Here is a 25,958-nt window from a genome sequence, read left to right as displayed (position 1 = left end):
ATATCCTTCATTCCCCATTCGCCTATTAAAATTAATTACCAAATCCGGTACTTCTAATTCTATGTACAAAAATTTTATATAAATCACATTTCTAGAATAGCACAGAAATATTCACCCCACCATTCAGCCAGCATCTTAAAATTAGCCTGTGCACACAAAGAGCCGGTATCCCCCTCTTTCGAGAAGCCACCGGCTCTTTTTTACGTCTATTTCATTCTCCGTTTATACACTCGCATTGCGGAAGCCCAGAAAAAAGCAAGTATTGCTAAACTCCATAATACCGCCACAAGCGTAGTTTTATCTGCCGTTCCTCCGAGTAAAAGAGAACGAATACTCTCGATAAGCGGTGTCATGGGCTGATATTCTGCGAATACGCGTATAGCCGAAGGCATGCTGTCGGTCGGCGCAAAGGCAGAACTAACGAATAAAAGTAACATCAAAATGTAAGAAAACACTCCTGCTCCTTCGAATGACTTAGCAAGCAAGCCGAAGGTGACGGCAATCCAAGTAAACGCAAGTACGCTAAGCAACAAAATACCAATGGCTAATACCCAGCCGAGCACATCCGCTTTCGGCCGAAATCCCATTCCGAAGGCAACAAGGAAAATGGCAAGCAAGGAAATGACGTTAAAAACTAATGAAGCAACCACATGACCGCCTAGAATAGAGGCTTTTGCAATCGGCATGGAATGGAAACGCTCGAATATGCCTTTTGTGAGATCGTTATTGATACGAAGAGAAGAATAAGCTACGCCACTAGCAATGCAAAAGAGCAATATTCCGGGCACAATATAATTGATATAGCTTACATCACCGGTGTTCATCGCTCCGCCAAAGATGTAAACAAAGAGCAGCATGATCATGATCGGCATGGCGATGACGGTAATAATCGTGTCGATGCTACGTGTGGAATGGCGAATGACACGCCCACTCATGACGGCGGTATCGCCTAGAAAATGAATGAATTTCATCGGGAGTCCTCCTTTTTGCTAGTGACGATCGCGAGAAAAACATCCTCAAGCGAGGGCAGTTTCTGCGCAAACTCGGCAATTTCTATGTCAGCTTCCGCTGCTTTCGTTAGCAGACGCATCATCTGTCTCGTACTTCCGTCTGTAATGACGGAGAGCGTGAGATTGTTCGAATCTGCAGTCGCGTTAAATTCCTTTAACAGATCTTGTGCTTGATTTAGCGTTGTTTCATTGTCGAATCGAAGCTCGATATGACCCTTAGGCAATCTATTTTTTAGCTCCGCGGGACTGCCGCTTGCCACGATATGACCTTCGTGTAAGATCGCAATTTGATCAGCTAGATGGTCAGCTTCCTCTAAATACTGCGTAGTTAAAAAAACAGTGACACCTGATCTCGCTAAATCCTTGATCATATCCCACATAGCAAGACGCGCTTGCGGGTCAAGTCCGGTGGTCGGCTCATCGAGAAAAATGACCGAAGGGTTACCCAATAAGCTCATGGCCAAATCCAAGCGCCGACACATCCCTCCGGAATACGTGGAGATTCGGCGATCGGCGGCATCGAGCAAGTCAAAACGACGTAATAACTCCTCGGCTTGTTTGTCAGGATCGGGCAAATGGCGGAGTTTGGCCATCATTCGCAGATTCTCGCGTCCGGTCAGGATATAGTCAGCGGTGACGCTTTGTCCTGTCAGGCTGATCTCCTTACGTACTTGCTCTGGTTGCTTAGTTACGTCGGCTCCATTAATCTTTGCGCTTCCGTTGTCGGGCTGGAGCAGGGTGGCAAGAATTTTAATCATAGTGGTTTTACCCGCGCCGTTGGACCCTAGAAGAGCAAAAGTTGAACCCTTCTGAACAGTGAAGTCCACCCCCCGCAACACTTCCACGTTCTTATAGGATTTTTTGAGGCCTATTACTTCAATCGCCCAATTGTTCGATGTCATCCTAATCCCCCCTATCTTCCAAGTTTTTTGTGAATGGACTCGTTCATTTTGGCTCGCATTTTCCCTGTCCAAGTCTGAGCGGAAACGTCCTCGAGCAGCCCGTCACAGAACGCCATTACGTCATTCCCTACGATCTCCAGAACATCTCGACCTTCAGCAGCTCCCATCTCAAACATGTCAAGCATTTCGGGAAACAGGTTGATGACGCTAGAATCGTTTGTTGAGAAGTTCAGCATGTAGCGCGATGCGATATTGTAAACTTCTCGGTAATCGTTCGGGAGCGCTTTTGAACGTTTTACGCACTCTTTATAAGCCTTTTTTTGTTCACGTAAATCTTTAAATTTAGCGAGCATGTTCTTATACACGGCTATCCTCCTTCAGTTGGGTAAGTCTTGACGAAACATATCCCCATTTCTCCCAAAACATGGACAGTTCCCGCCATCCCTCTTCATTTAAACTATAAAATTTCCTTGGTGGTCCTATTTCGGACGGTTTTTTCTCGATATCGACGAGTTTATTTTTTTCTAACCGTATCAAGATGGTGTAGACCGTTCCTTCAACAACATCTTCGAAACCGAGCGCATTTAGCGTTTTTACGATTTCATACCCATAGGTTTCTTTCCGGCTGATGATTTCAAGTACACAGCCTTCCAAAACTCCTTTCAGCATTTCTGTTAGGTTATCCATTTAAATCCTCCAATGCTACTCTGTATTGCTTAGTACCACTATATAGTAACACCGAGTAGTGGAATTGTAAATAGGAGGAAAAGCGGATTGCTGAAAATAAATACGACAGCAGTAGGGACTGGATTTGGTATGAGTGGAAAGCATTTGCTTTTAGTCAGTAACAATAAAGAAAGCCCGCGCTGGGCACGGGCTTTCTTTATTGTTACGAGGTTCTTCGACATCGACAAAACTATTTATACGGGTCAGCAATTTCTTCCCATTGACCAGTGAAGACATCCACTTTTATCGTGAACTCCCTGCCGCCTTGCCTAACATTACTGAACAAATAACCATCTCCAATAAAGCCGGAAATCCAATCCTCATCTATTGGCTCGAAGCCTTCTGTATCAAAGATTGGCTGAAGTAACTTATACAGCTCCTTCTTGTATTCCGTACCGTTAGATATGTTCCACAGATCTATCGCTTCTCGATTCACAAGGCTTCTCACTGGACTGCCAGAAGTTGTATCATGAACCGTTCCGGTAAGAGGATTAATTTTATAGCTAAGGCCTTCCCCTACGCCATTCGGTGGATCCATAAAATTAATCGTGTATTGATCGCCTTTTTTACCAAAAGTCCAGCCGCTAGCTGGAAGCTTTTTTTCCAGCAAGGACTTAATATCCTGTTCACTGAGCGGAGGAGAAATAAACGAGCCATAGTACATCTGTACACTCTCAATGGTCAATTCCTTGCCGTAAACGACAATAACTTCAAGCGGAAACTCAGAGATGGATGCTGCACCTGCCAAACGAGCTACAATACGGTCCCCATCAAGCTCATACGAAACTACGGCGCCAAATCCAATCTTCTCGCCCCAAGCCCCCTCAGTGTAATCATACACTTTAGTCAAATGCTTTCCGTCTAGTTCAGCGGATACGTAAGTGTGGTTATTCCGGTGTGTAATGGAGGATTTCAGCCTCCGATTTAGCGTCTCGACCGGTTCCTCTACCACAAGCTCTTCCAGAGTGACAGGCTGGAGCACATGAATCTCACTCATTGAGAGCCCTGTTCCAGTACCGGTAGTAATACGAATAAAGATTTCTTTGGTACCATCCCCGTTAAGATCGGCTTCTTCAATGGAAGGAGGCCGCGTTTCATCTTCGCCGGCATTCCACAAAAACGTTCTGTTAACCTCACCGCGCACATCAACCGTGACTTCATGCAAAAGTGCATGCTCAGCCGTGGGCTTCGCAGTTACAGTAATTCCGTTTTTCTCCGCTAATAGGGTTCCTTCGGGATCGATTGCAGTTGAATCTTTAGCCTGAGAAGCTGATGGGATAACAACACTCTTCTCCGGGGCTGACGTAGAACTCAGCTTTGCCCCAGTCAAGGTACAGCCACTTAAGACCATAATTACTGCTAACCCCAACACCGTGTTTTGTACAGTGATTTTTTTATGCCTGGTGATCATGGTTACCCTTCTTTTCATTTCCTTCTTGCTGCTTGAAATGCCGGCCGCACCAGCCACTCGGATTGGATCGGTCAATGTTTCCAATAGTTTAAGAAGAGTCCGTGCGTAGTCTTTGTGGTGCTCCGATGCAAGATGCTTTAAAGCCAGCGCATCACAGGCGACCTCTTGATCCCGTTTCATTTGGCTAACGGCATACCAAAGCAACGGATTGAACCAATGCAGGGCCAGCAGCAGTCCTGTCAGCAGATTCAGCGAAATATCACGACGTTTCACATGCGCCAGCTCATGCAGAAATATATGACGCAGTTCGTTTGCCTCCAGCGTGTGCAACATGGATGTCGGCAGCAGCAGCTTGGGGCGCATCACACCAAGCAGTGTGGGCACGGCAATCTGCTTCGTCTCAACCAGCTTCACTGGGCGCCTTACCTTCATCTCTCGTTGACACGTTTCGAACAACCACAGGATATCTGCGGAACGGATCTCCGGTTCCCGTCGAACCCGTGCCGTGAATCGCAGCTGCTCACGAACCGACAGACTTATCATTACCACTGCTCCGCTAAGCCAGATCAGAACCAGCAAATGCATCGGCGTCCAGCCTGTATTGAATGTCTCATAAGGATCGTAGATTTCCGGAGTCACCAGTGTCATACTATCTGGTCTCTCGGCTTGCTTTGAAGTTCCTGTTCCTGTTATTTCAGCGACCTTGGTCGAGTCCACCTCTTGAATGTTCATCCCGGACACAGGCAAATCACCTACATCCGGCTGCGCAGAAGGAATATTGAAAGTCAGAGCTGATTCTGTCTCCAGCGGAAACAAATTAAAAATGCTGAACGCACTTTCCGGTGTCCAAGGGACGGCTAACCTCACGATCAGCGGTATCCACAGAAGATACGTCCAGGTCGGTTTTAATCTATTCTTGATCAAGAAACGGGTTGCCAGGATCAGCAAAGCCAGCACGCTCGCCATAGCGGATAGTGACAATATCTTAACGAACAGATTGTATGCAGCTTCCAGCAAGCGACTCAGTCCTTTCGCTCATCCAAAATTCTCTTCAATTCTTCAATATCTTCTCGGGACAGCTTCTCATTCTGTAAAAAGTTGACTAACATCGGGCGCAGCGTTCCACCGTAGATCCGCTTCAGAAAAGATTGTGTCTCCGATTGGACGCATTCCTCTTCCCGCACCAGTGGGTAATACGAATACACCCTTCCTGTCTGGTTGTAACCGATAGCCCCTTTCTCCGTCAGACGCTTAATCAGCGTCCGCACCGTTTTTGGGTTCCAGTCCCGGCTGCCCTCCAGAGCTTCAACAATCTCTCCTGCCGTGCGCGGGGCTCCAGTCCACAGCACCTTCATTACTTCCCACTCGGCATCCGAGATTTTTGGAATTTCCGTAGACATAATCCTATCCGCCTTTCTTTCTACTGAATGACTACACTTGTAATCCAATGTAAAAAATATACAAGTAAGTCTCGTTTATGTCAACCATAAGTAACAATACGAATCACTATTAACAATGAATGCAGATGTGGGGTTAGTGCAGAACACTATATTTGGGGAGATAATTGTGAATATCCTCTTTTTTATAGTTTAAATTAAGGTTGGCCCCTTCACTGACCCGGTGTATGGACAATGTACAAGAAGAATTATGATTACGTACATTAAAAATATTAATACAACTCTCCAAAGAGGTGGAATGTGTGCCTATTAAAAATGGTAATCAATACATCGAACGAATCGATCAGCAAAATATCAATATTTGGTACAAAGGGACGCGTATCGAAGGACCATTATCCAAACATCCTGCATTTCAAGGCCTCATACAAACACAAGCCGAATTGTACAACATGCAGTGTGACGAACGTTATTTAGCGCAGATGACCTACCCTTCGCCTGATACTGGAGAGCTTGTTGGTCTATCTTTTCTCCCACCCAAAAGTGTTGATGATTTAGAACGTCGAAGAAAAATGATTGAACTCTGGTCAAACAGACATCACGGTTTTTTAGGACGCTCCCCAGATTATATGAATACGGCAATCATGTCCCTGTTTACTGCTGCCGATATCCTTGAGGACCTTCATCCGAAATATGCTGAGAACCTCAGGAAATACTATGCCTACTGCCGAGATCATGACATAACTTTATCCCATGCATTCATCCAGCCTCAAGCAAGTAAAATATCCGGTCAAGTTGATGCCACAGAGGATTCTATCGCTGCTAAAGTCGTAGAAATCAAGGACAAAGGGATGGTTGTGACCGGTGCTTTTATGATGGCAACACAAGGGGCTACATGCGATGAAATGCTAGTATTCCCTACGCCTTCACCATCCCTTGTAGATGATGATAATCCCTTCGCATTTGCCTTTGCAGTACCTAATGATCTGCCTGGGATGACTTTTTTTTGCCGTGAAAGTTACTCAGCCACATCTACTTACGACCATCCCTTAAGTTCTAGATATGAAGAAATGGATACGCTTGTTATATTTGACCGCGTACTCATCCCACATGATCGAATATTTTATTACGGAGATGAGATCTACTGTGCCCGATTGTTCGGTGAGAGTCACTTTCATACCCATATGGGTCACCAAATCATCACCCGCTATATTGCTAAGACTGAGTTCTTTCTCGGTGTGCTAGAATCTTTGGCAGAAGAACAAAATGCTGAGCTCGAGTCCTTCACCATTCTGCCGATTTCAAGAATACTGACGTTTCTAGAAACATTCAAAGCGTTAAGACTCGCTTCTGAAGTAGGAGCATCCCACGATAAATTTGGATTTCTTGTTCCTGATAAAGGCCCCCTTCTAGCTTCAACCATTCACTTTTCAGAGTTTTATCCGAAGATGGTTGAAATGGTTCAAAATCTCAGTTCAAGCGGGCTTATCATGATCATCTCTGAATCGGACTTCAGTTCAAGTGCCGGTTCATACCTCCATCAGTATTTGAAGGGTAATGTCTCGGATGCTTGGTACCGAAATGCCTTATTCCGGGTCGCATGGGAACTGGGAGCGGGTGCATTCGGTGGCCGCCAAACCCAATTTGAGCGGTTATTTTTTGGGAATTCAGAAACAATGGCCTGGCGTATGTACAATAGCTACGATAATCATGAATACTTCCGTCAAATCATTCACGAATTTATTTCACCAGAAGACCCCCTCCCTAATTCAACAACAGATGTAGTTTCTAATTGAGCTTTCTTTTTGTATATTTTTCATGTTGAATTGAACTTTTCGAATTGCTCCCACGGCCAGGTGACATGAAATACTATAGCCCTGGCTGGAGCGTTAAGACTTAGAAATCGCACCTAATTATACGAGATCAGTGTTACAATTTTTTCAACACGAATATTCATCCCTTCAGTTACTCCTTTGTTAATAACCAAAAAAGAAGAGCCAGAGCACTCACAATTGCACCTAACAAACTCACTCCGTTCCAGCCAAAGTAAACATAGATACTCGTAGATGCGATCGATCCAGTGGCGCTGCCAATGGAATAAAAAATCATGTAACCGGCAGTAAGCCTACTGCGTGCCTCAGGTCGCAAAGTAAGGATCATGCTCTGATTGGTGACATGTACGGCTTGTACTGCAAGATCAAGAAGGATAATACCAACGATTAATGCAATAAGAGAATGTTGAACATAACTTATTGGCAACCATGATATGAGCAAAAGAATCAAGGCTACACCTGTGGTCTTCTGCCCTAAACCCCGATCGGCGAGGCGACCTGCTCGCGCTGCTGCTAACGCGCCTGCAACACCTGCGAGACCAAACGCTCCAATTGCAGTATGTGAAAGAGAAAACGGTGGGGCGCTGAGAGGTAATACTAGAGATGTCCATAATATACTGAAAGCAGTAAAAATCATCATGGCTAGTGCAGCACGGATTCTAAGAGTTCGTTCCTGAGCAAACAACGTGAACATTGAACGAATCAGCTGTAGGTAAGATAATGATTCTCTTTTATGCTCATAATTTGGCAACACCCGAAACAATACACATGCCATGATTAGTGTTAATACCGCGGAAACAAGGTAGACAGAACGCCAACCTGCTAAATCCATTAATACGCCAGCGAAAGTTCGCGCCAGTAGAATACCAATTACGATTCCACTTGTCACAACACCAACGACACGCCCACGTTCGGCTGGAGCAGCCAAAGTTGCCGCGAATGCAACGAGCGTCTGTGTCACTACGGCTAGAAACCCAACCGCTGCTATACCTATGAATAACACTATACTGCTGGTGGCAGTACCAACGACAATTAAAGCCAATACGGATAGAAGCATCTGTCCAGCGATCAGCCAACGCCGATTTAATAGATCACCCAGAGGCACTAGTAATAACAGTCCAAGTGCATAAAAAATTTGAGTGATTGTAATAACAAGTCCAACGAATGAATGAGAAATACCAAACTCGTTCGAAATAGCGTCCAGTAAAGGCTGCGCATAATAAATGTTAGCAACAACTATTCCGCAGGCGATGGAAAATAAAAGTGCCACATTACGAGATATTATTGATACAGGCACTGGTTCCGACGCTCTAAGCCCTCCTCGTACTTTTTCAGTTTTTTTGACTGTTTGATCCGCTATAATAGCTTTCGATTCCTCAACAGATTCCCCCAAAGATAACGCCTCCTGATTAACTTTTATCAAATTCATACATTACATACCAATCAGTACGTAAATACGTTTGACAAATATAACTCTAAAAAAAGATAACTGTCAAGAGATTAGCTTATAGAACAACCAAAAATTAGAATCCGACTATTTATACGTTCATTTCTTATTGACATAATAATATTCAAACCATAAAATAATATCATACCGTTCGATATGAAAAGAGGGAGTTAGTATGGCTCGACCACGTGAATTTGATGAGGAAAAAGCATTGGATGCAGCTATGCAAGTATTTTGGGAAAAAGGGTTCGAGGCTACCTCTTTAAGCGACCTGACATCAAGAATGGGTATTCAGCGGCCTAGCATCTACTCTACCTTCGGAGATAAAAAAGGACTATTTGAAGCTGCGTTGCGGAAATATACGAGTTCTCATGCTGCCTATGTTCGTAACAAGCTTCAAAACAATTCTTCTGTTAAAGAGGCATTCCGTGACTTTTTCGAAAATATAGTGACAAAAGAATATGGACAACATCCGAACTGGGGATGCTTTTGCATTAATTCGATGGTTGAACTTTCACCCCACGATGAGAAATTTGAGCTCCTGACAAGAGAACACCAGATGTATCTCTCGGTAATATTTCAAGAAACGATTGATCGGGGTTTGCGCTCAGGTGAGCTTGATTCAACTATTAACGCAAAAAGTTTAGCGCAGACACTAGTCATATCATTAATTGGACTTACTGTGATCATGAAATCCCGTCCTGAAAGATCATTTGTAGATAATTCTGTAAAAGAAATACTTACATTGTTACGATAAAATCAAAAATTAGATATGCAGCTTTTGTAACTTTGAAACTTTAATATGTTTAATAACTCTTCACTAATCCTGTTTTCCTGTCGATAATTTATAGTAGATGGAAAAGTATGGAGGAGCATATGAACACTAATCGCAGAACTGAACCTTTTCGATATACCCTTAAAGAACCTGTAACCCTTGATCTTCATATTCTTAGTATTAACGGAATCCAGGTTCCTTCTAAGCCTGTAAGAGCTGTACTGTTCAACATCAGTCGAACAGGCTGCCACTTATCGTTACCCCTCAACATTAATCCAGAAAATAACCTGGTACGGATTGGTATGGAAATGAATCTTACGGATGAATCTATTTACTTAGAAGGAATTCTAAAATGGAATAGAGAACAGCAGGACTGTTTCCATTACGGTATTCAATTAGACATACCTGAAGCAGACATTGAGTGTCTTCCGAGGGTGCTACGCAGGCTCGCTGGAGAAGGTAAAATATTGGTTCGTTGAGATGTTAACAAAAGAATAGTACTCCATTAATAAAAAAACAAACCCGCGTGTAGACGCGGGTTTGTTACAGTTTTTGCTGCTGTTATTCAAAATCAAGATAATTCCTAACACTTCTACCTTTGTTCTTGAGGTATATCTCGTTCAGGGGTTACTGGTATAACTTGCTCTTTCTCCAGCACCTCTTTTAAATCATCCTGAATTCTTCGATCCCAATGAGGAACACCGGAGCGATATGCCGCTCTACCTGTTAGGTGGGCGGATAAAGGTGCAGTTATAAATACAAAGACAATTCCTAGTAATAGCTTTGCACTAATATGATTCTGAAAAAATGCAAAATATAGAAATGCCCCAACTAAGACACATAACACACCGAGAGTGGCACTCTTCGCGGCAGCATGTGATCTTAGATAAACATCAGGTAGCCGTATCAAACCAATAGCACTAACGGCGCTAAGCAATGCCCCTGTAAGAATTAACAAGGCAAACAGCAACTCACCTGTAGTCTTGATCATTTCCATTTTCTAGCACCACTCCCTTTTCGATATATCTGGCAAAGGCTGTCGTTCCAATAAAGGAAAGAATTCCAATCAATAAAATAATTTCTATAAAAGCCTGCGTTTGGAGAAAGACAGATAACACGGCCACCATTGCTAGCAGATTAATTCCAATCGTATCTAATGCAGCGACTCGGTCAGGTAAAGAAGGTCCTTTCACCAAACGCCAAGCACATACGCCTATAGCTAAAGCCATGATTGTAATGGATAGCATAAGAATAAAATGAATCATTAGCGGGTCACCTCCAGTATCGCTCGCTCAAAGGTATCACGGATATTTGCCCTGAACTGTGCAGGGTCATCAACATCCATTGCGTGAATATACAATGTCCGATTATCATCCGACACTTCAAGCACCACCGATCCAGGAGTGAGGCAGAGCATCGTGATTAACGTTGCCACTTCCCAATCTGATTTCAGCTCTGTAGTATATTTGAGGATAGCTGGACGTATATTAAGCTCCGGTCTTAGAACGGCTTTTACCACTACATAACTAGAAACGACCAGCTCCCGCAGCAGCAACAGGATTAGCTTAATGATCGCCCACACTTTTCCAAGATATAGCCTGGGCCAAAAGCGTCGCATTCCGAGCAGAATGAGTATACCGAGCAGGAAACCAATGACGAAACGTGGCCCAGTCCAATCATTGTGCAGAAACATCCACAGGAATGCTATCATGAAATTCAATAATAGTTGAAAAGCCATAGTATCTACTCCTTCATGACAGCGTTAATGTATAATGCTGGATCGGCCAGTACGGCTCCGGCTTGGCTGACATATCCGTTTACCGTCTCAGCACCTACACCCATCAGAATTACAATCGCGAACAGAACAGCTGCCGGTGCCATCATAGCTTTATAATGAAGCGGTTTGACTTGTTCTTCCCTTTTCTCGCCACCCCAGAATACCTGCTGGAATACCTTGATCAAGGAATATAACACTATGAAGCTTGATGCAAGTGCAATTAGTGCCAGAGCCACATGATTCTGTCCAAATCCGCTACGCACCATCATCACTTTTCCAGCGAAACCACTAAGTGGTGGAACACCAACCAACGCCAAAGTCAGTACGAAGAACATCCAGCCGGTCCACGGATAGCGTCGGATTAAACCACCCATTTCTTTTAAGCGGTCGGTGCCCGATGCTGAGATAATCATCCCGCCCAGGAAAAATAATAATGCTTTGGCAACCATGTCATGCATTAAATAAAACACTACACCATTTAACGAATCCTGAGTCGCGACAGAAATCCCAAAAGCAATAAATCCAACACTGATGATGATATTATAATTAAAAATCCGCCCCAGATCGTTGTAAGCCAGTGCACCGATTGCACCAAGGATCATCGTCGCTCCCGCCATCCAGGCAATCAGTGAATGGGTGAGTCCCGGTTCTTGAATAAAAATCAATGTAAAGGTACGTGTAATGGCATACAATCCCACTTTCGTTAACAATGCTCCAAACAGTGCTCTAACAGCCACAGGTGGTGCACTATAAGAATCCGGAAGCCAGAAAAAGAGCAGCAAACCTGCCTTTATCGAAAATACGATCAGCAGCAGGACCGCAATGACGTTCATTACACCACCTTGTCCCGCCTCTGCTACACGCATAGATAGATGTGCCATATTCAGTGTTCCTGTTGCGGCATATAAATAAGCAAGCGTTGCTACAAACAAGGAAGAGGAAATCACGTTAACTAATACATATTTTAACGTCTCTCTCAGTTGACCTTTGGAGCCACCAAGTACAATTAAAGCGTACGAGGCAACTAACAGGACCTCAAAGCAGACGAACAAGTTAAACAAATCTCCGGTGAGAAAGGAGCCAAATACCCCAGTTAATAGAAAATGGAAAAACGGATAGTAATAAAACCTTTCTCTTTCTTCCCCAATGCTGGCGAAGGAAAAAAATAGACATGCCGCACCAACAATAGCACCGACTAGCACAAGTAAGGCCGCAAACATATCGGCAACAAACACAATGCCATAAGGTGGAAGCCATCCACCCATATATAGGGTCTGGATGCCCTTTGTACTTACCTGGTACACAATGATTCCAGCAACCAAGATATTTAAAAACACACTGACGGCACTGATAATACGTTGCAGATCCACTCGGTCTTTTAGAAAAATCAGTATAACTGCCGTAAAGGCCGGAATCAGCAGAGGCAGCACTAGCAAGTTGTTCATTGTTGTCTCTCCTCCTTGGTTCCTTCCACATCATCCGTGCCCGTCGAACGGTAAGTCCGGTATGCCAAAACAATGAAGAATGCTGTTACTCCAAAACTAATTACAATAGAGGTCAAAATGAGCGCCTGCGGTAACGGATCTACATACGCCTCCGCTTTTTCACCTAGCAAAGGTGGAGCACCTGTCTTGAGACCCGACATTGTCAGTAGCAGTAAATGAACACCATGGGTAATTAAATTAGTACCCAGCAGGATGCGTAGCAAGCTTTTGGAAAGGACTAGATAAACACCTACGGAAAACAATACACCGATCGCCAAGGCAACAACAAGCTCCATTAGTTATCCCTCCCGATCGTAAGTATGATATTCATAGTGACACCAATAACAGCTAGATAAACACCAAGATCAAAGAACATTGCAGTGGTTAATTCTGTTTTGCCCATAAGCGGCAATTGGAAATACCCAAAATTTTGGCTCAGGAAGGGTACGTCGAATATAAATGAGCCAACCCCGGTAAGAAAAGCAATCGAAATCCCGATCGCAATTAACTTACGATAATTAATAGGCAGCACTTTCTCAACCATATCCATCCCAAAAGTAATAGCAAGTAGCACCAAACCTGCAGAAGCCATCAAAGCCCCAATAAATCCGCCTCCCGGATTATTATGACCGGCAAAAAACAAAAACAACGAAAATATCAGAATGATAACGAATGCTACTTTAGCTACCGCTTGCAGTAACACATCATCACTTCGGGAATAACGAGGCTTATTATAGGGAACAACCCTCTTCAGTTGGTCTGCTGTACCCTCTCCATCCAACTGCAGCTTGATCATGGAATAAATAGCAAGTGAGGCAAGGCCTAGTACTGTTATTTCAAACATGGTATCAAAGCCGCGGAAATCAACGAGCAGAACATTGACAATATTTTTACCGCCACCCAAAGTATAGCTATTCTCCACATAATATTTCGAGATGGATTCGAACGGACTACTGCCTAGAGCAGCAAGTGCAACCAATGTCATCGTTACGCCCATCCCGATGGAAATAGTTAGTTTCAGGAAATGCGCACGAGGTTTGAGCTTCTCTTTTTCCAGCCTAGGCAAATGCCTGAAACATAATAGGAACAATGTAACAGATACCACTTCAACAATCATTTGCGTAAGCGCCAGATCAGGAGCTCTGAACAGAACAAAGAGCAATGTAACCATATAACCAACCATTCCTGTTAACAAAATGGCTGTTATTCTGGAACGCACAAACGGAATAGCTAAAGCACCTAGAAGCAAAACCATTACAGCAATAACCTCAAACAAAGAAAAAGGAGTATACTCAGTCGTACCAAGTGTAATTCCATCTGAATACCAGACGACACCGCAAATCGTTACGATCAAGAAGGAAAAAATATACATTAAATAATGTCTCATGGAACCAGTCATATAAGAACTAGTCACCCATCTAGACAATTTCTCAACCAGCCGGATTACTCCGTCATAGACTTGATTTAAAGTGTAGCCACTGCCCCATTCTTTATCGACCAGACTTAAGCGGCCATAGATTCGGTATACAGTAATACCAAGAATCACAACACCAAGTGTCATCCATACTTCTGGTGTCCAGCCGTGCCAGAAATGGATATTCACAACAAAAGGTTCCCCGGTCTGCAAGATAGGGTGTATAGCATTCATTGCAGGGATTATAAGTGTATTAGATAATATATTCGGGAAAAAACCGATAAATATAGACAGCACTGCTAGCAGGCACGGGGCAAGCAGAAGTCCAAATGGGGCTTCATGCGGTTTTTTGTCCAGCTTCTCAGGCTGATATTTTCCGAAAAAGGTGTGGAATACCAAAATCATACTGTATGCAAAAGTAAACACGCTGGCAATCCAGGCCAAAACCGGGAAGAGCGTAAACAACGAGGGAATAGAGAATATATCCAAGTTTCGGATATTCAGGACAGCTGTAAAAAACATCTCTTTACTTAAAAATCCTGAAAATGGCGGCAAACCAGCCATGGAGAAACTGCCGATCATCGCTACCGTAAAGGTAACCGGCATAATGGAAATCAGTCCGCCCAGCTTTCGCAGGTCGCGGGTACCCGTCTCATGGTCAACTATACCGACCATCATAAACAAAGAGCCTTTAAAGATGGCATGGTTAATAAGGTGAAAGATAGCCGCAGTTGTTGCAGCAGTGTAAAAGACTGAATCTTCCCCTGCATAAAATGCCGCTGCCGATCCCATTCCTAGCAATCCCATAATCAGTCCAAGTTGACTAATCGTTGAATAGGCTAATAGAGCCTTCAGGTCCGTCTGCTTCATCGCCTGGATAGAGCCATAAATCAAGGTGATCAAACCGACGCCTGACACAACCCAGAACCACTCATATTGCCCCGCAAAAACAGGGCTGAAACGGGCGACAAGATACAATCCAGCTTTAACCATCGTCGCCGAGTGAAGATATGCGCTGACGGGTGTCGGTGCCTCCATGGCATCCGGCAGCCAGATATGAAACGGGAACTGAGCTGATTTGGTGAAGGCGCCTAAGAGAATTAGTAGCATCGCCGGAATAAATAAAGCATGCCCGCTAATATCGCCAACCTCACTCCAAATTTCCCTGATACTAAAGGTGCCTGTCATTACATAAAGCATTAAAAAGCCGGCAAACATCGCTAAACCACCAAATACGGTAATCAACATAGATTTAAGAGCACCATACCGCGATTTTTGCCGCCGATGCCAGAAAGCAATCAACAGAAATGACGAGACACTTGTTAATTCCCAAAAACCGTATAACACCATCAAGTTATCCGAGAGCACAACGCCAAGCATCGCTCCCATAAACAACATTAAATAAATATAAAAAGGGGTCAACGCTTCTTTTCGCTTGTCTAGATAATAAATCGAATAGATAATTACAAGACTACCCATTCCAGTGATTAACAAAGCGAACAGTAAACTTAATCCATCCAGATGGAAAACCAAATCAATGCCTAGGGAAGGAATCCATGAAACGGTTTCATATCCCAAATCCCCTCCCTTAATAACGGGAATCCGGGTTAAAAAATATACAAACAAAGCGAGTGAACCGGGGAAAACAAGCCATCCTCTATGAAGGTTGGATGCTCTCTTGGTCAAAAGTGCGATTACTAAGGCCATTAGAAACGGAACAAGTATGATTACATGCAGCAAAGGCAGTCCTCCTTTTCCACTTGAGCTTATCAAGTTGTGAACTTTAGTACTTACTTTTTTACCAAAAGCCAAAGATCATATGATTGGAAGGGCCCTTAATAATAGGCCCTCATGAAGATAAGGGCACGCCGATTATAAAGAATCGGTCAATGTGCCATCACAAATATGCAAATATCTAGCCTTTCCATCTTCTTGCTCAATTCTGAATAAACCGTTCTCAAATTCTGTGTGTAATTCGTGAAAGAACTTTCCTTTAAGCGAATACTCTCCCTTAGGTTCATCACTGAGCTGATACTCATCCCCGATTTTGACCAGGTAGGCGATTACGCCTTCCTCATGGGTTTCTTCCAGCCCGGCGCGCATCCGTTGAACGGCGACTACATGCAGATCCATCATTTTCATTTTACCAATGAGTTCATTGATGAAATTGCGTTTGGTAAGCTCCTGCCATCGAGTCTGAGCAGATTGTCCAATGACGATCTGTGTAACCTCATTCTTTTCAGCTACTTCTACAATAATATCAGTTGTTTTTCGGCCTTCACGTTTCCGAATGATAAATTCTGCGCCAGCTTCATCGGCAAGACGTTTCCAAACCGTCATATACATTTCTTTGCTCTGATTATATTCATCATTGTCCGAACTATCGACATTTAATACAAACAATGGGGCCCCTATTATTTCAGATAGTTGCACACCACGCCGGATTAAACGTTCCCCATGCGGACCATAATGAACACAAACCATAATCTTTTCATTGTGTATGACCTTCACCCTCCTGTAACATGGCCAAGAAATACAAAAGGAGCCTACTGGCGTTAGGCCCCTTGCGTAAATCTAAAACCGATAAGTTATACTTAATTATATCTATTCCTATGTTTTTTGTAAAGTTTAATGGTTATCATGGAACATATTTCTACGTGATGCTTGTACTATGCCCTTTTTTTGAAGTTATCATACAATGAAAATTTAAATATCCCTTTACAGGAATATTCACTTAATGGTATATTGTAAATGCAAACAGGAAATACAAGGAAGTAGGCCTGTTTAGTCGCTCCATCACGGCCCGTCATATGAAATCCGAATCAAATCAATGAATCGAAGTGATGCTTGTTTATGAATACTAACGTAATGAGTGCTTTAGCAGAGCCTAATCGTATGCAGATCGTTGAATTATTACGCGAGAATCCCCTAACCGTTGGAGAGATCGCAGAAAGTCTTCAGTTGCGTCAGCCTCAAGCGTCCAAGCATTTGCGTGTTCTCAGTGAAGCAGGCCTTATTGAAGTTCAAGCTGTTGCTAATCGGCGCATTTGCAAGCTCCGCCCTGACCCTTTTAAGGAATTAGATACTTGGTTAGAATCCTACCGTCATATGTGGGAGGAACGCTACGATCGACTGGATGATTATTTGCAGAAGCTTCAAAGCAAGGAATTAGATAATGAAAATTAAACGAGGAGGATTTATCCAATGACAAATTCTAACCAAACCAACCAACTAGTATCCAAAGTTGAAGGCAGCACTCTAATATTAGAGCGTATTTTTAAAGCTCCACGTGAGCTAGTTTTTAAAGCTTTTTCTGAGGCTGAGCATTTGAAGCATTGGTGGGGGCCAAAAGGCTGGACACTTCCCGTATGCCATGTCGATTTTCGGCCAGGAGGTACTTGGCATTATTGCATGAAGTGCGAGGATAAGAGTCAGGGAGATTTCTACGGTATGGAGTCTTGGGGTAAGGCGATTTATCGGGAAATTTCGATTCCAGAGCAAATTATTTACACGGACGGGTTCTCAGATGCAGAAGGTAATATTTCAAAAGATCTGCCCGAAACACTAGTCCAACTAGATTTTATCGAGCTGGATGGTCAAACGAAGCTGGTTAACACCGGTAAATACGCTTCTCCAGAAGCGTTACAACAAGTGATTGATATGGGGATGCTACCGGGTATTTCACAAACCTTTGATAATTTGGACGTACATCTTGAGAATATACAGAAGCATAGCTAAGAGAAGATAAGATAAAAAGGACGATGCAAGGATACTCTCTCCTGCTCGTCCTTTTATTCATTTTGTGGGAAATAAGAACCTGATGCTACTCGGAAAATATTGCAGAAAAAACGTGTCATTATGCGTGCCTAATGGATCTGTCTCAAACATCACCCGCTGATCAGCTCCATCTATCTTCTCTTTTAAAATATCAAAAGCACGTTTACTATTAGGCACCATGTCCTTCTGTGCATTAGTCTTCTGGATACCTTCCTCTTCACCTACATACATATAGACTTTGCATTCCCTATCTAACTTTGAATTCTCCATATAATGTATAAAATCTTTAAACCACACAGACGCGGATATGTATATAAAATTATCAAAAACAGACTCTGTCTTGTACATCGCGTACATACTTATTAACCCACCTAGTGATACACCGCCTAATGCCAATTTGCCCGGCTCATGAGAGATGCGAAAGGAACGAATTATATGCGGGACCAGTTCCTTATATACGTAATCCAAATAATCATCCCCCTTGCCCCCAAAGGACCAATCCTTAAAAAGTGCAGGCATTTCCCAAGGTGTATATTCATCATTACGAAGCTGAGAATCAATCCCGATAAAAATAACCGGCTCTGTAATCCCCTCCTCCACATCCCTTTCTATATCAGCAATCGACTCTTTGAACAAGAAATCGCCATCCTGTAAGAAAACCGCCGGGAAGCTTCGCTCAGTAAACAAATGATATGCTTTAGGGAGATACACGATAATTTGTCGCCCCATATGTTCAAAAGCAGTAATTTTTCCTAACATCATCCTGCATCATAGCCCCTTCCTTAACAATTCAACATACGGAACGCTCTGCTCATGATGGTCGGTACTACTGACGCGTGGTTTTCATCTGGCGCTATGTAATGCTCAACCTGCAAATCAGACAAAGAATACTCACACAATTTTGAAAATAATCCTTTAGCATCATCGACCATAAACGCCTCTTCACTGCCCACTGTGATCAATAGCTTTCTTTTCTCGGATCTTATCGTTTGACCCTTCTTATAAAACGCCTCCGCATACGCCAAGATTTCATGATCATTCCACCAAATCGAGGGGCTAGAGGCCAAATAATACTGGAATAGCTCGGCACGAGTGAACAGCGTCCAGAGGACAAACAACCCGCTTAATGAGTGACCAAACAAAACTTGCTTATGCTGATCGATATTATATTTTTCAGAGACCAGGGGCATTAACTCTAACTCTAAAAAAGATAGGAACTTTTCAGCACCACCATGTGGTCCTATGTCAGCATTTTTCAATCGATCCGGATATACATACTGCTTCGCAGGAGGCGTGAAATCATAAAATCTTCTTTTGGAGACCTCATCATCTGAACCATAATGCCCAATGCCAATCACGATGGCTGGTGCAATCAAAGTTTTCGGCGCATTTCTTGACTGCAATTTCACAACATCCCGGCCCAATTGAAAATATGAATTACCATCGAGCATATAATAGACGGGAAATCCATGCTCAGGGGCCTCTTCTCTCGGAATTGAGACCTTTATATCATACGTGTAGCCCATATACTGAGATTCTAGCTTCCATGATTCTGTGCGTTCGAGTTCAACTTGTGTTGACATATGTGCTGCTCACTCTCCCCTACACTCTTGACTTGGCTAATAAATATAAGAAATAGGGAATGCCAATAATGGAAACGACTATTCCCACAGGCAACTCTGCTGGCTGAAATAATGTTTTGGCAAAATAATCCGAGATCACAAGCAAGAACATCCCAACCACTGCACTGGATAACATAATATAGCGGTGATTAATCCCTACTAATCTTCTGGCGATGTGAGGAGCCATCAATCCTATAAAACCTATAGAACCGGATACAGATACACAGACACTTACAATCCCCACACTGCATAACAGAAAGATCAGCTTTTCTTTTTCTACGGAGATCCCCAAGCTTTTTGTGCTGGAATCCTCCAATTGAAAATAATTGAGCAAATAGCTTTTTCGATACATCACAAATCCTAAAATCAGCACCCAAGGTGTGATCATTATGATATAAGTCCAATTCGCGCTGTAAATACTTCCGACACTCCATACCGCAGCCATTTCATAATCACTAGCATTCATTTTTAGAGATAGATACAACGACAACGCCCCAAAACCACTGCTTATCGCGATCCCTGTCAATATCAAACGTTGCATATCAAGTGCACCATTCCGCCAAGAGAAAATAAAGATAACCACAACTGCGGCAAGCCCCCCCACAAAACCAAAGAGAGGCATGGCTAGTATCGAAAACCAGCTTTCTTTAAAAAAAGTAACCCCTGACATCTGAAAGAAAAACATAAATGCAACGATGGCAGCTCCGGCACCGGCATTAATTCCAAGGATGCCTGGATCAGCCAGCCCGTTTCGGGTAATGCCTTGAATGACCGTTCCAGCCATCCCCAGACCTATGCCTACTAATGACGCAATAATGATCCGTGGTAGTCGAAATTGAAAAATAACCAGGTCAAATTTAGGATTGGGATCTATTCGCAGCAGTGTTTTTATCACATCCATGACAGACATATCAAAAGCGCCATTCGTTAGATGAAAATACCCCGCCACAAGTGTTAGCAGGATAAAAGCTAATAGCGTCAATATATAGCGACTAAACTGTATTCTGCCTCTATCCACGTTGCTCTCCCCCTTTAACCCGAATTAAATAAAGGAAGAACGGGATTCCAATAAAGGCTGTCACAACGCCAATTGGCGTCTCAAACGGAAAGTTAATATACCGGCTTAAGACATCACAAAATGCTAAAAAAACAGCCCCAATGACTGCTGAGCAAGGAATGATGAAACGATAGTCGATACCAACGATAAAACGTGTAATATGAGGAATGATTAGACCTACAAAGGCAATCTTACCTACTAAGGCCACTGCTGTCCCGGTCAGACATATAACAGATAAAATACTGATAATCTTCACCCATTTTGTCCGTTGACCCAAGCTAATCGCCGTTTCATCCCCTAGGGAGGCAACCATTACAGATTTAGAAATACTAACTGCCAAGAGCAGACCAACGATAATAAAAGGAATGGACAATATTAGCATATCTGGATTTACAGTATGTATTTTCGAGCTATACCAAACGCTAACATTTTGTGAGACTTGAAAAAACATCGCTACTGCTGAGGCAATACTACTTAAAAATGTACCAATTACAGTACCAATAATGGCTAGTCTGACTGGAGATAAGCCGTTTTTGACCAATGAGCCAAATCCGAAAACCAAACCCGCTCCGATAGCAGAACCCACCATGGATAAAAGAATCATATGAACATTCGATAATCCAGGATAAAACACCATAGCCAACGTAATAACAAATGCCGATCCGTCATTTACTCCCATAATCGATGGTGATGCAAGATAATTCCGTGTAACGCCTTGCATTAACGCCCCTGAAACAGCCAGTGCCGCTCCAACTAATAAAGCGGCGATTACACGCGGTAATCTAGATGTCATAATAATGTTGTGGTCCACATTATTTGCATCGAAGTGTGTAATCGCCTGCCAGATTGTTACTATTCCAATATCCTTAACACCATATAAGACGGATACAACCATTGCTAATACGATGAATAATGGAGAAGTTGATAGGATCAATATAACTTTCCAATTTTTTGTATTCATCTTATTCATCGCACCTTCGGTTTTACTTCAAGAGATTTTCAATTGCAGCATCCAGGAATCTTACTTTAGACCAAGCTGTACCACCTTGCGCCAACGGATCAATTGCATTTACAAAGACATGATTGTTTTTGACTGCATTTACGCTTTTGAAGATCGGATTCTTAAGTAAATCATCAAGTGCCGTTGCATTATCCGTATTCTCGCTGGTCTCAAACTGCAAGAAAATATAGTCCGGATTAATTTCCGCTAAAGCTTCTAGTGAAAGCTCAGCTTGAGCTTTAGTAGTTGTTATTACTTCGGGAATGGTAGCACCTAAATCTTCGTAAATAACCGGATTCAGGTAAACACCCGCTGGGTACACACACATACTACCCTCACGAATACGAATAACTAGAATTGATTTATCTTTCAACTTTTCTCCAATGTCAGCCTTTGCACTAGCAGCTTTTGCTTCATAATCGCTAATAATCTTTTCTGCTTCTGAGGTCTTTCCGGATAATTGACCTAGTAAAAGCAGATTATCTTTCCAATTCGTTGAGATATGTGAATAAGGAATCATCGTTTGAATTTTATTAAGCGCACCCGACACATCTTCACCAAACTTGGAAGACCCTAAAATAACATCTGGATCTAGCTGCAAGATCGCCTCATTACTTGGAGCAAATTTATCCCCCACTAAAGATGCACCCGCTAATTCAGTTGATAAATAAGCTGGAATGGCATTTGCTATGGCTAGCACGCCTACAGGTTTCACTCCTAGAATTGCAGCATCTTCCATAGATTCCAGACTTGCAGCTACGATATTGTGAATCTCTGTAGGTACAACATAATCCTTACCTAGATATGTAATGGTTTGTTCAGTGGCAACTGCCTCCTGAGCCGTATTTCCTTTGTTGTTTGCATTTCCCTCTGCTGCTACGGCGGAATTATTTGCACTTTTTGAAGCTGCGTTATCCTTTTCATTGTTACCGCATGCCGCCAAACTCAAAGCTAAAACCGCTGATACCCCTGCTAATAAAACTTTTTTCTGATTCATTTTCTATCTCCCCATCTCTATTTTTTTTATCATTCTTTATAGCAAAGTAATGATAATGATAATGATAATCGTTATCATATTAAATCATATGAGAATAATTATCAATAGATTTCTTTAAATATATGAAATTTTGTAAATTGTCAGATCATTATAAAGGGAGAAATTTCCGCAGATGACGTAATTGTTAAAAAAGGAAATCGAGCTGGCTGTGCATCCGTGTCACATGTACTGCATCTAATGCAGGTTGGTCTTCAAGAGGCGTATGCTCTGGCAGAGCTTGTCGAGCTAGATGCACTCTCTGTCGTAGTTCGGAATAAGTTTCGTAAACAGTTGGGTCTGCCAGTGGCCTAGACTCTACCATCCTATTAAGAACACCGAAGGCGTTTATGCTTGCTATAATAGAATTTTTAAAATTTCTAGATTGCGGAGAAATGTGAAATGAACTCAAGGGATGGGCCTATATTCAACTGTTGGCCATGGGGAGCCCTGTTTTTAATTAAGCACACGCCTCTTTGGGATGACGGACCGAGCGAACCTTAAATCCTTAAAATACATGTTTTAGTCGAGCTTACGGACAAATGTATGCGAAAAACCGAATACAATGTGCCGACGGTAACGTAAAGGAGCCAATTGTATGCGAAAAACCGAATACATTGTGCCGAAGGTAACCTAAACGAGCCAAATGTATGCGAAAAACCGAATACATTGTGCCGACGCTAACGTAATAAGCCAAATGTATGCGAAAAACCGAATACAATGTGCCGACAGTAACGTAAATAAGACAAATGTATGCTTAAAACCGAATACAATTTGCCGAAGGTAACGTAATAAGCCAAATGTATGTGAAAAACCGAATACATTGTGCAGAAGCTAACGTAAATAAGACAAATGTATGTGAAAAACCGAATACATTGTGCAGAAGCTAACGTAAATAAGACAAATGTATGCGAAAAACCGAATACAATGTGCCAAAGCTAACGTAATAAGCCAAATGTATGCGAAAAACCGAATACATTGTGCCGAAGGTAACCTAAACGAGCCAGCGCCGATACACATGCTGAAGAACATGCTGAAGAACATGCTGAAAAACATGCTGAAAAACATGCTGAAAAACATGCTGAAAAACATGCTGAAAAACATGCTGAAAAACATGCTGAAAAACATGCAGAAAAACATGCTGAAAAACATGCAGAAGAACCCGCACCAAGTGCGGGTTCTTCTGCGCTTAAATATAAATTCAACTTTTTCATCAGCGTATAAATTACGGCATATATTTCTCAGCAATGCTGGTGACATATCCGTCTTTTTTAGTAATCACACACGGGGGCAGAAAATCAGTATATTGCTTGAAATATTCAATAAACTCCTGCTTGCTTACTTCTTTTAGAGCACCCGCATTAGCATCAACTATAGAATATCTCGTATCCTCTGTAACCTCTAATGGATCGGTATACGTATATTTGTTGAGGATATAAAATCCATTGGGCATATCCTCATCTGGATTAATATTCAACCCTTTAAAGCGAGCGGAATCCTCCATTGTTAGCCATTCAATGTTATCAAAATCAAAGGAATGATTCTCCAGGCTAAGATTAAAAACATAGCCCATTAATATACTCTCGGGTGTGATCGCAAAATCATCAGCTGTAGCCTCATAGTCCACCACAAGCTGATCCAGCTTAACATGCTGACCCATTCCAATATCATTGCTTATATAATTCATGGCGACCTGTAAAGGATCAAGTAGTGCTGGCTCCTCCCCCTGATCAGCTAATGTCTGCAGACGGGCATAATATTCAGCTATCATAACATCAGTTTGAGGTGTATTGTAATATTCATTTCCATTCGAATCCTTCCAGCGTTCTACGCTCCAAATTCCTGAATCTCCTTGAATAACAGGTTGGGATAACAACAGTTGGCTTGTTTCGCCTGTCGTTAAGGGGAATTTCACTAGAATATGCTTCCCACTATAAGTTTCATGCGGAAGGTGATGGTTTGCTTCAAGAAACACACGCACTGCAATTTCCTGACCGGCTGGTGTGGATATGTCATTCTCTCCACTCCTGATTACGCCCAAATATTGTGGTGTTGAATTCATAATGGAAAAAATAAGTATCGGTTTTCCCATGCTTCCTTCTTCGGTGATAAATCCATCAACCACATTTTCCGTCATCTTCAGCTTAGCTGGATCATCCGGTTTCAAGCGATATTCTAAACTCCAAATTTGCAAGGGTGTTGCAAACAGATCGTCGAATGACGCTATTTTTTCAAGCTTAGTAATTTTACTGTCAACCATCTTAACATTTGTACTATTCTCATAGTTCGTAATGTTCTGCTCCATAAATTGCTCGGCATAATCCTTTACGGTTAATGGATCATTTTTCGGATTACTTATGAGTCCGACACACAGCGCAGCCACGACTATGATTGCGACTAAAACAACCCAAAAGGCTGGTTTTTTGTAATTTAAAATATTTTTTATCCGCCCTTTCGTGTTGCTCTCTCCAAAGGCAAGCGGTGAACCGCTAATAAATCGTCTTCCAGTAGATAAGGACAAGAGTGAGGTCGAATATTCCTTTTTGATTCCGCTGCCCATCTGTCTTATGACGCTTTCGTCACAGGATTTCTCCATATCATCACTCATCAGATAAAAAGCAAGCCAAACCACTGGATTAAACCAATGTATACACAGAACAGCGAACGCGAGAGGTTTTATGATGTGGTCGCATCTGTGTATGTGCACTTGCTCGTGTTTGATGATATAAGCTTTTTCATGATCGGACAGACAGTTTGGAAGGTATATTCTAGGCTTAAGGAAGCCGAATACAAAAGGTGTGGAGATGCCGTTATGTTCATATACATTTTCGAAAAGAGGGGTTGCGGCTCTTAAGTTTCGTGAAAGTCGAACAGTGGCAGCAATGCTGTAGATGAGCAGCAGCCCAATCCCGATCAACCATATATATTGGCCTATGTTAATCCACGCATCTGAAGGATTTGAAGGGATTATACCACTTGGTGCAGCAGGTGAAGAGGAGATAGGTACGGCTGATATATTATTTACGGCTTGCTCGGATGTGTTGATTACATTTTGGATTTGAGGCGTTTGTGTGTATAGCTTATTTAGAGGTGAGTTCTGTACTTCAGATGGGATAAAACTAAATATACTCTCAATCGAGAACGGACACAGGAGTCGGATCAAAACCACAGACCATAAGGCATAGGAGAATATTTTGGGAACTTTTCTTAAGAACAGCCGTGCCACGATGATAAACACAATCACATAACTTCCCGTAATGCTCATGTTTAAAAGTTGTTCAAACAGCTGTTCCACCG

27 protein-coding genes are annotated in these 25,958 nt (G+C 42.6%); 7 read left to right on the top strand and 20 right to left on the bottom strand.

Features of this window, described 5'->3' with window-relative positions:
• Positions 1-206: 206 nt before the first annotated feature.
• The 4 genes from H70737_RS12490 to H70737_RS12475 are packed head-to-tail and all read right to left on the bottom strand — an operon-like array spanning position 207 to position 2,599.
• Positions 207-971, bottom strand: coding sequence for an ABC transporter permease (locus H70737_RS12490; RefSeq protein ID WP_042187644.1), 765 nt, complete (start codon positions 969-971; stop codon positions 207-209).
• Positions 968-1,912 (bottom strand): daunorubicin resistance protein DrrA family ABC transporter ATP-binding protein, encoded by a 945-nt coding sequence (locus tag H70737_RS12485; RefSeq protein ID WP_042187642.1) that lies wholly within the window; start codon positions 1,910-1,912, stop codon positions 968-970. Before H70737_RS12485 ends, H70737_RS12490 begins: the two co-directional genes overlap by 4 nt.
• An 11-nt stretch (positions 1,913-1,923) precedes the next feature.
• Positions 1,924-2,277, bottom strand: coding sequence for a DUF1048 domain-containing protein (locus H70737_RS12480; RefSeq protein ID WP_052404266.1), 354 nt, complete (start codon positions 2,275-2,277; stop codon positions 1,924-1,926).
• Positions 2,270-2,599 carry a PadR family transcriptional regulator gene (locus H70737_RS12475; protein ID WP_042187640.1) on the bottom strand — a complete coding sequence of 110 codons (330 nt, stop codon included), beginning with the start codon at positions 2,597-2,599 and terminating at the stop codon, positions 2,270-2,272. The genes H70737_RS12480 and H70737_RS12475 overlap by 8 nt, the downstream gene beginning before the upstream one ends.
• An 87-nt stretch (positions 2,600-2,686) precedes the next feature.
• Here H70737_RS12475 and H70737_RS30705 point away from each other — a divergent pair, with 87 nt between their 5' ends.
• On the top strand, positions 2,687-2,869 hold the full coding sequence (locus H70737_RS30705; RefSeq protein WP_156113105.1) for a hypothetical protein: 183 nt from the start codon (positions 2,687-2,689) through the stop codon (positions 2,867-2,869).
• Here the strand turns inward: H70737_RS30705 and H70737_RS12470 are convergent.
• Both H70737_RS12470 and H70737_RS12465 read right to left on the bottom strand, forming a co-directional pair.
• A complete protein-coding gene (locus tag H70737_RS12470) occupies positions 2,829-5,066 on the bottom strand; it encodes a M56 family metallopeptidase (protein ID WP_042187639.1) in 2,238 nt (745 codons plus the stop codon). The genes H70737_RS30705 and H70737_RS12470 overlap by 41 nt on opposite strands.
• A 5-nt stretch (positions 5,067-5,071) precedes the next feature.
• Positions 5,072-5,449 carry a BlaI/MecI/CopY family transcriptional regulator gene (locus H70737_RS12465; RefSeq protein WP_042187637.1) on the bottom strand — a complete coding sequence of 126 codons (378 nt, stop codon included), beginning with the start codon at positions 5,447-5,449 and terminating at the stop codon, positions 5,072-5,074.
• Between the two features lie 299 nt (positions 5,450-5,748).
• On the opposite strand from H70737_RS12465, the gene H70737_RS12460 reads away from it, so the two are divergent.
• The gene (locus tag H70737_RS12460) at positions 5,749-7,239 is read left to right on the top strand and encodes a 4-hydroxyphenylacetate 3-hydroxylase family protein (protein WP_042187635.1); all 1,491 of its coding nucleotides are present in this window, start codon (positions 5,749-5,751) and stop codon (positions 7,237-7,239) included.
• A gap of 169 nt (positions 7,240-7,408) precedes the next feature.
• Here H70737_RS12460 and H70737_RS12455 read toward each other — a convergent pair whose 3' ends face one another.
• Positions 7,409-8,668 (bottom strand): MFS transporter, encoded by a 1,260-nt coding sequence (locus H70737_RS12455; protein WP_442950252.1) that lies wholly within the window; start codon positions 8,666-8,668, stop codon positions 7,409-7,411.
• Positions 8,669-8,897: 229 nt separating this feature from the next.
• Here H70737_RS12455 and H70737_RS12450 point away from each other — a divergent pair, with 229 nt between their 5' ends.
• The gene (locus tag H70737_RS12450; protein ID WP_042187630.1) at positions 8,898-9,479 is read left to right on the top strand and encodes a TetR/AcrR family transcriptional regulator; all 582 of its coding nucleotides are present in this window, start codon (positions 8,898-8,900) and stop codon (positions 9,477-9,479) included.
• A gap of 119 nt (positions 9,480-9,598) precedes the next feature.
• Positions 9,599-9,976: a PilZ domain-containing protein gene (locus H70737_RS12445; RefSeq protein ID WP_042187629.1), complete on the top strand. Its 378-nt coding sequence runs from the start codon at positions 9,599-9,601 to the stop codon at positions 9,974-9,976.
• Positions 9,977-10,089: 113 nt separating this feature from the next.
• On the opposite strand, the gene mnhG is transcribed toward H70737_RS12445, so the two are convergent.
• The 7 genes from mnhG to H70737_RS12410 form a co-directional block, all read right to left on the bottom strand.
• The gene (gene mnhG, locus H70737_RS12440) at positions 10,090-10,494 is read right to left on the bottom strand and encodes a monovalent cation/H(+) antiporter subunit G (RefSeq protein ID WP_042187627.1); all 405 of its coding nucleotides are present in this window, start codon (positions 10,492-10,494) and stop codon (positions 10,090-10,092) included.
• On the bottom strand, positions 10,469-10,762 hold the full coding sequence (locus tag H70737_RS12435; RefSeq protein ID WP_042187626.1) for a Na(+)/H(+) antiporter subunit F1: 294 nt from the start codon (positions 10,760-10,762) through the stop codon (positions 10,469-10,471). Before H70737_RS12435 ends, mnhG begins: the two co-directional genes overlap by 26 nt.
• Complete coding sequence (locus H70737_RS12430; protein ID WP_042187625.1) at positions 10,762-11,235, bottom strand: Na+/H+ antiporter subunit E; 474 nt, start codon at positions 11,233-11,235, stop codon at positions 10,762-10,764. Before H70737_RS12430 ends, H70737_RS12435 begins: the two co-directional genes overlap by 1 nt.
• Positions 11,236-11,240: 5 nt before the next feature.
• Positions 11,241-12,719, bottom strand: coding sequence for a Na+/H+ antiporter subunit D (locus H70737_RS12425; RefSeq protein WP_042187623.1), 1,479 nt, complete (start codon positions 12,717-12,719; stop codon positions 11,241-11,243).
• Entirely contained in the window at positions 12,716-13,054 is a 339-nt protein-coding gene (locus H70737_RS12420; RefSeq protein WP_042187622.1) for a Na(+)/H(+) antiporter subunit C, read from the bottom strand. The genes H70737_RS12425 and H70737_RS12420 overlap by 4 nt, the downstream gene beginning before the upstream one ends.
• Positions 13,054-15,918, bottom strand: a complete 2,865-nt coding sequence (locus H70737_RS12415) for a Na+/H+ antiporter subunit A (RefSeq protein WP_042193797.1) — start codon at positions 15,916-15,918, stop codon at positions 13,054-13,056. The genes H70737_RS12420 and H70737_RS12415 overlap by 1 nt, the downstream gene beginning before the upstream one ends.
• A 126-nt stretch (positions 15,919-16,044) precedes the next feature.
• The gene (locus H70737_RS12410) at positions 16,045-16,683 is read right to left on the bottom strand and encodes a universal stress protein (RefSeq protein WP_231573438.1); all 639 of its coding nucleotides are present in this window, start codon (positions 16,681-16,683) and stop codon (positions 16,045-16,047) included.
• 342 nt (positions 16,684-17,025) lie between these two features.
• On the opposite strand from H70737_RS12410, the gene H70737_RS12405 reads away from it, so the two are divergent.
• Together H70737_RS12405 and H70737_RS12400 are read left to right on the top strand one after the other, a co-directional pair.
• Positions 17,026-17,358: an ArsR/SmtB family transcription factor gene (locus tag H70737_RS12405; protein WP_042187619.1), complete on the top strand. Its 333-nt coding sequence runs from the start codon at positions 17,026-17,028 to the stop codon at positions 17,356-17,358.
• Between the two features lie 18 nt (positions 17,359-17,376).
• Positions 17,377-17,910: an SRPBCC domain-containing protein gene (locus H70737_RS12400; RefSeq protein ID WP_042187617.1), complete on the top strand. Its 534-nt coding sequence runs from the start codon at positions 17,377-17,379 to the stop codon at positions 17,908-17,910.
• A gap of 57 nt (positions 17,911-17,967) precedes the next feature.
• Here H70737_RS12400 and H70737_RS12395 read toward each other — a convergent pair whose 3' ends face one another.
• The 5 genes from H70737_RS12395 to H70737_RS12375 are packed head-to-tail and all read right to left on the bottom strand — an operon-like array spanning position 17,968 to position 22,625.
• On the bottom strand, positions 17,968-18,711 hold the full coding sequence (locus H70737_RS12395) for an alpha/beta hydrolase (RefSeq protein ID WP_042187615.1): 744 nt from the start codon (positions 18,709-18,711) through the stop codon (positions 17,968-17,970).
• Positions 18,712-18,731: 20 nt separating this feature from the next.
• The gene (locus H70737_RS12390; RefSeq protein WP_042187613.1) at positions 18,732-19,532 is read right to left on the bottom strand and encodes an alpha/beta hydrolase; all 801 of its coding nucleotides are present in this window, start codon (positions 19,530-19,532) and stop codon (positions 18,732-18,734) included.
• A 19-nt stretch (positions 19,533-19,551) separates the two neighbouring features.
• Positions 19,552-20,589 carry a FecCD family ABC transporter permease gene (locus H70737_RS12385; protein WP_231573437.1) on the bottom strand — a complete coding sequence of 346 codons (1,038 nt, stop codon included), beginning with the start codon at positions 20,587-20,589 and terminating at the stop codon, positions 19,552-19,554.
• Complete coding sequence (locus H70737_RS12380; RefSeq protein WP_042187611.1) at positions 20,582-21,589, bottom strand: FecCD family ABC transporter permease; 1,008 nt, start codon at positions 21,587-21,589, stop codon at positions 20,582-20,584. Before H70737_RS12380 ends, H70737_RS12385 begins: the two co-directional genes overlap by 8 nt.
• A 22-nt stretch (positions 21,590-21,611) precedes the next feature.
• The gene (locus H70737_RS12375; protein WP_042187607.1) at positions 21,612-22,625 is read right to left on the bottom strand and encodes an ABC transporter substrate-binding protein; all 1,014 of its coding nucleotides are present in this window, start codon (positions 22,623-22,625) and stop codon (positions 21,612-21,614) included.
• A gap of 216 nt (positions 22,626-22,841) precedes the next feature.
• Between H70737_RS12375 and H70737_RS31470 the strand changes: the two genes are divergently transcribed.
• Entirely contained in the window at positions 22,842-22,976 is a 135-nt protein-coding gene (locus H70737_RS31470; protein WP_256716290.1) for a hypothetical protein, read from the top strand.
• A 910-nt stretch (positions 22,977-23,886) separates the two neighbouring features.
• On the opposite strand, the gene H70737_RS29780 is transcribed toward H70737_RS31470, so the two are convergent.
• On the bottom strand, positions 23,887-25,956 hold the full coding sequence (locus H70737_RS29780) for a M56 family metallopeptidase (RefSeq protein ID WP_052404265.1): 2,070 nt from the start codon (positions 25,954-25,956) through the stop codon (positions 23,887-23,889).
• Positions 25,957-25,958: the final 2 nt, after the last annotated feature.

Source organism: Paenibacillus sp. FSL H7-0737 (assembly GCF_000758545.1).
Classification (GTDB): Bacteria; Bacillota; Bacilli; order Paenibacillales; family Paenibacillaceae; genus Paenibacillus_AQ.
The sequence above is the reverse complement of the archived record's forward strand: the minus strand, read 5'-3'. Positions and strand labels throughout refer to the sequence as shown.

What these genes read in the sequence shown, in the direction of transcription:
- H70737_RS12490 (WP_042187644.1), bottom strand. Translation starts at nt 971, where the DNA reads ATGAAATTCATTCATTTTCTAGGCGATACCGCCGTCATGAGTGGGCGT.
- H70737_RS12485 (WP_042187642.1), bottom strand. Translation starts at nt 1,912, where the DNA reads ATGACATCGAACAATTGGGCGATTGAAGTAATAGGCCTCAAAAAATCC.
- H70737_RS12475 (WP_042187640.1), bottom strand. Translation starts at nt 2,599, where the DNA reads ATGGATAACCTAACAGAAATGCTGAAAGGAGTTTTGGAAGGCTGTGTA.
- H70737_RS12465 (WP_042187637.1), bottom strand. Translation starts at nt 5,449, where the DNA reads ATGTCTACGGAAATTCCAAAAATCTCGGATGCCGAGTGGGAAGTAATG.
- H70737_RS12450 (WP_042187630.1), top strand. Translation starts at nt 8,898, where the DNA reads ATGGCTCGACCACGTGAATTTGATGAGGAAAAAGCATTGGATGCAGCT.
- H70737_RS12445 (WP_042187629.1), top strand. Translation starts at nt 9,599, where the DNA reads ATGAACACTAATCGCAGAACTGAACCTTTTCGATATACCCTTAAAGAA.
- mnhG (WP_042187627.1), bottom strand. Translation starts at nt 10,494, where the DNA reads ATGGAAATGATCAAGACTACAGGTGAGTTGCTGTTTGCCTTGTTAATT.
- H70737_RS12435 (WP_042187626.1), bottom strand. Translation starts at nt 10,762, where the DNA reads ATGATTCATTTTATTCTTATGCTATCCATTACAATCATGGCTTTAGCT.
- H70737_RS12430 (WP_042187625.1), bottom strand. Translation starts at nt 11,235, where the DNA reads ATGGCTTTTCAACTATTATTGAATTTCATGATAGCATTCCTGTGGATG.
- H70737_RS12425 (WP_042187623.1), bottom strand. Translation starts at nt 12,719, where the DNA reads ATGAACAACTTGCTAGTGCTGCCTCTGCTGATTCCGGCCTTTACGGCA.
- H70737_RS12420 (WP_042187622.1), bottom strand. Translation starts at nt 13,054, where the DNA reads ATGGAGCTTGTTGTTGCCTTGGCGATCGGTGTATTGTTTTCCGTAGGT.
- H70737_RS12405 (WP_042187619.1), top strand. Translation starts at nt 17,026, where the DNA reads ATGAATACTAACGTAATGAGTGCTTTAGCAGAGCCTAATCGTATGCAG.
- H70737_RS12400 (WP_042187617.1), top strand. Translation starts at nt 17,377, where the DNA reads ATGACAAATTCTAACCAAACCAACCAACTAGTATCCAAAGTTGAAGGC.
- H70737_RS12395 (WP_042187615.1), bottom strand. Translation starts at nt 18,711, where the DNA reads ATGATGTTAGGAAAAATTACTGCTTTTGAACATATGGGGCGACAAATT.
- H70737_RS12390 (WP_042187613.1), bottom strand. Translation starts at nt 19,532, where the DNA reads ATGTCAACACAAGTTGAACTCGAACGCACAGAATCATGGAAGCTAGAA.
- H70737_RS12380 (WP_042187611.1), bottom strand. Translation starts at nt 21,589, where the DNA reads ATGAATACAAAAAATTGGAAAGTTATATTGATCCTATCAACTTCTCCA.
- H70737_RS12375 (WP_042187607.1), bottom strand. Translation starts at nt 22,625, where the DNA reads ATGAATCAGAAAAAAGTTTTATTAGCAGGGGTATCAGCGGTTTTAGCT.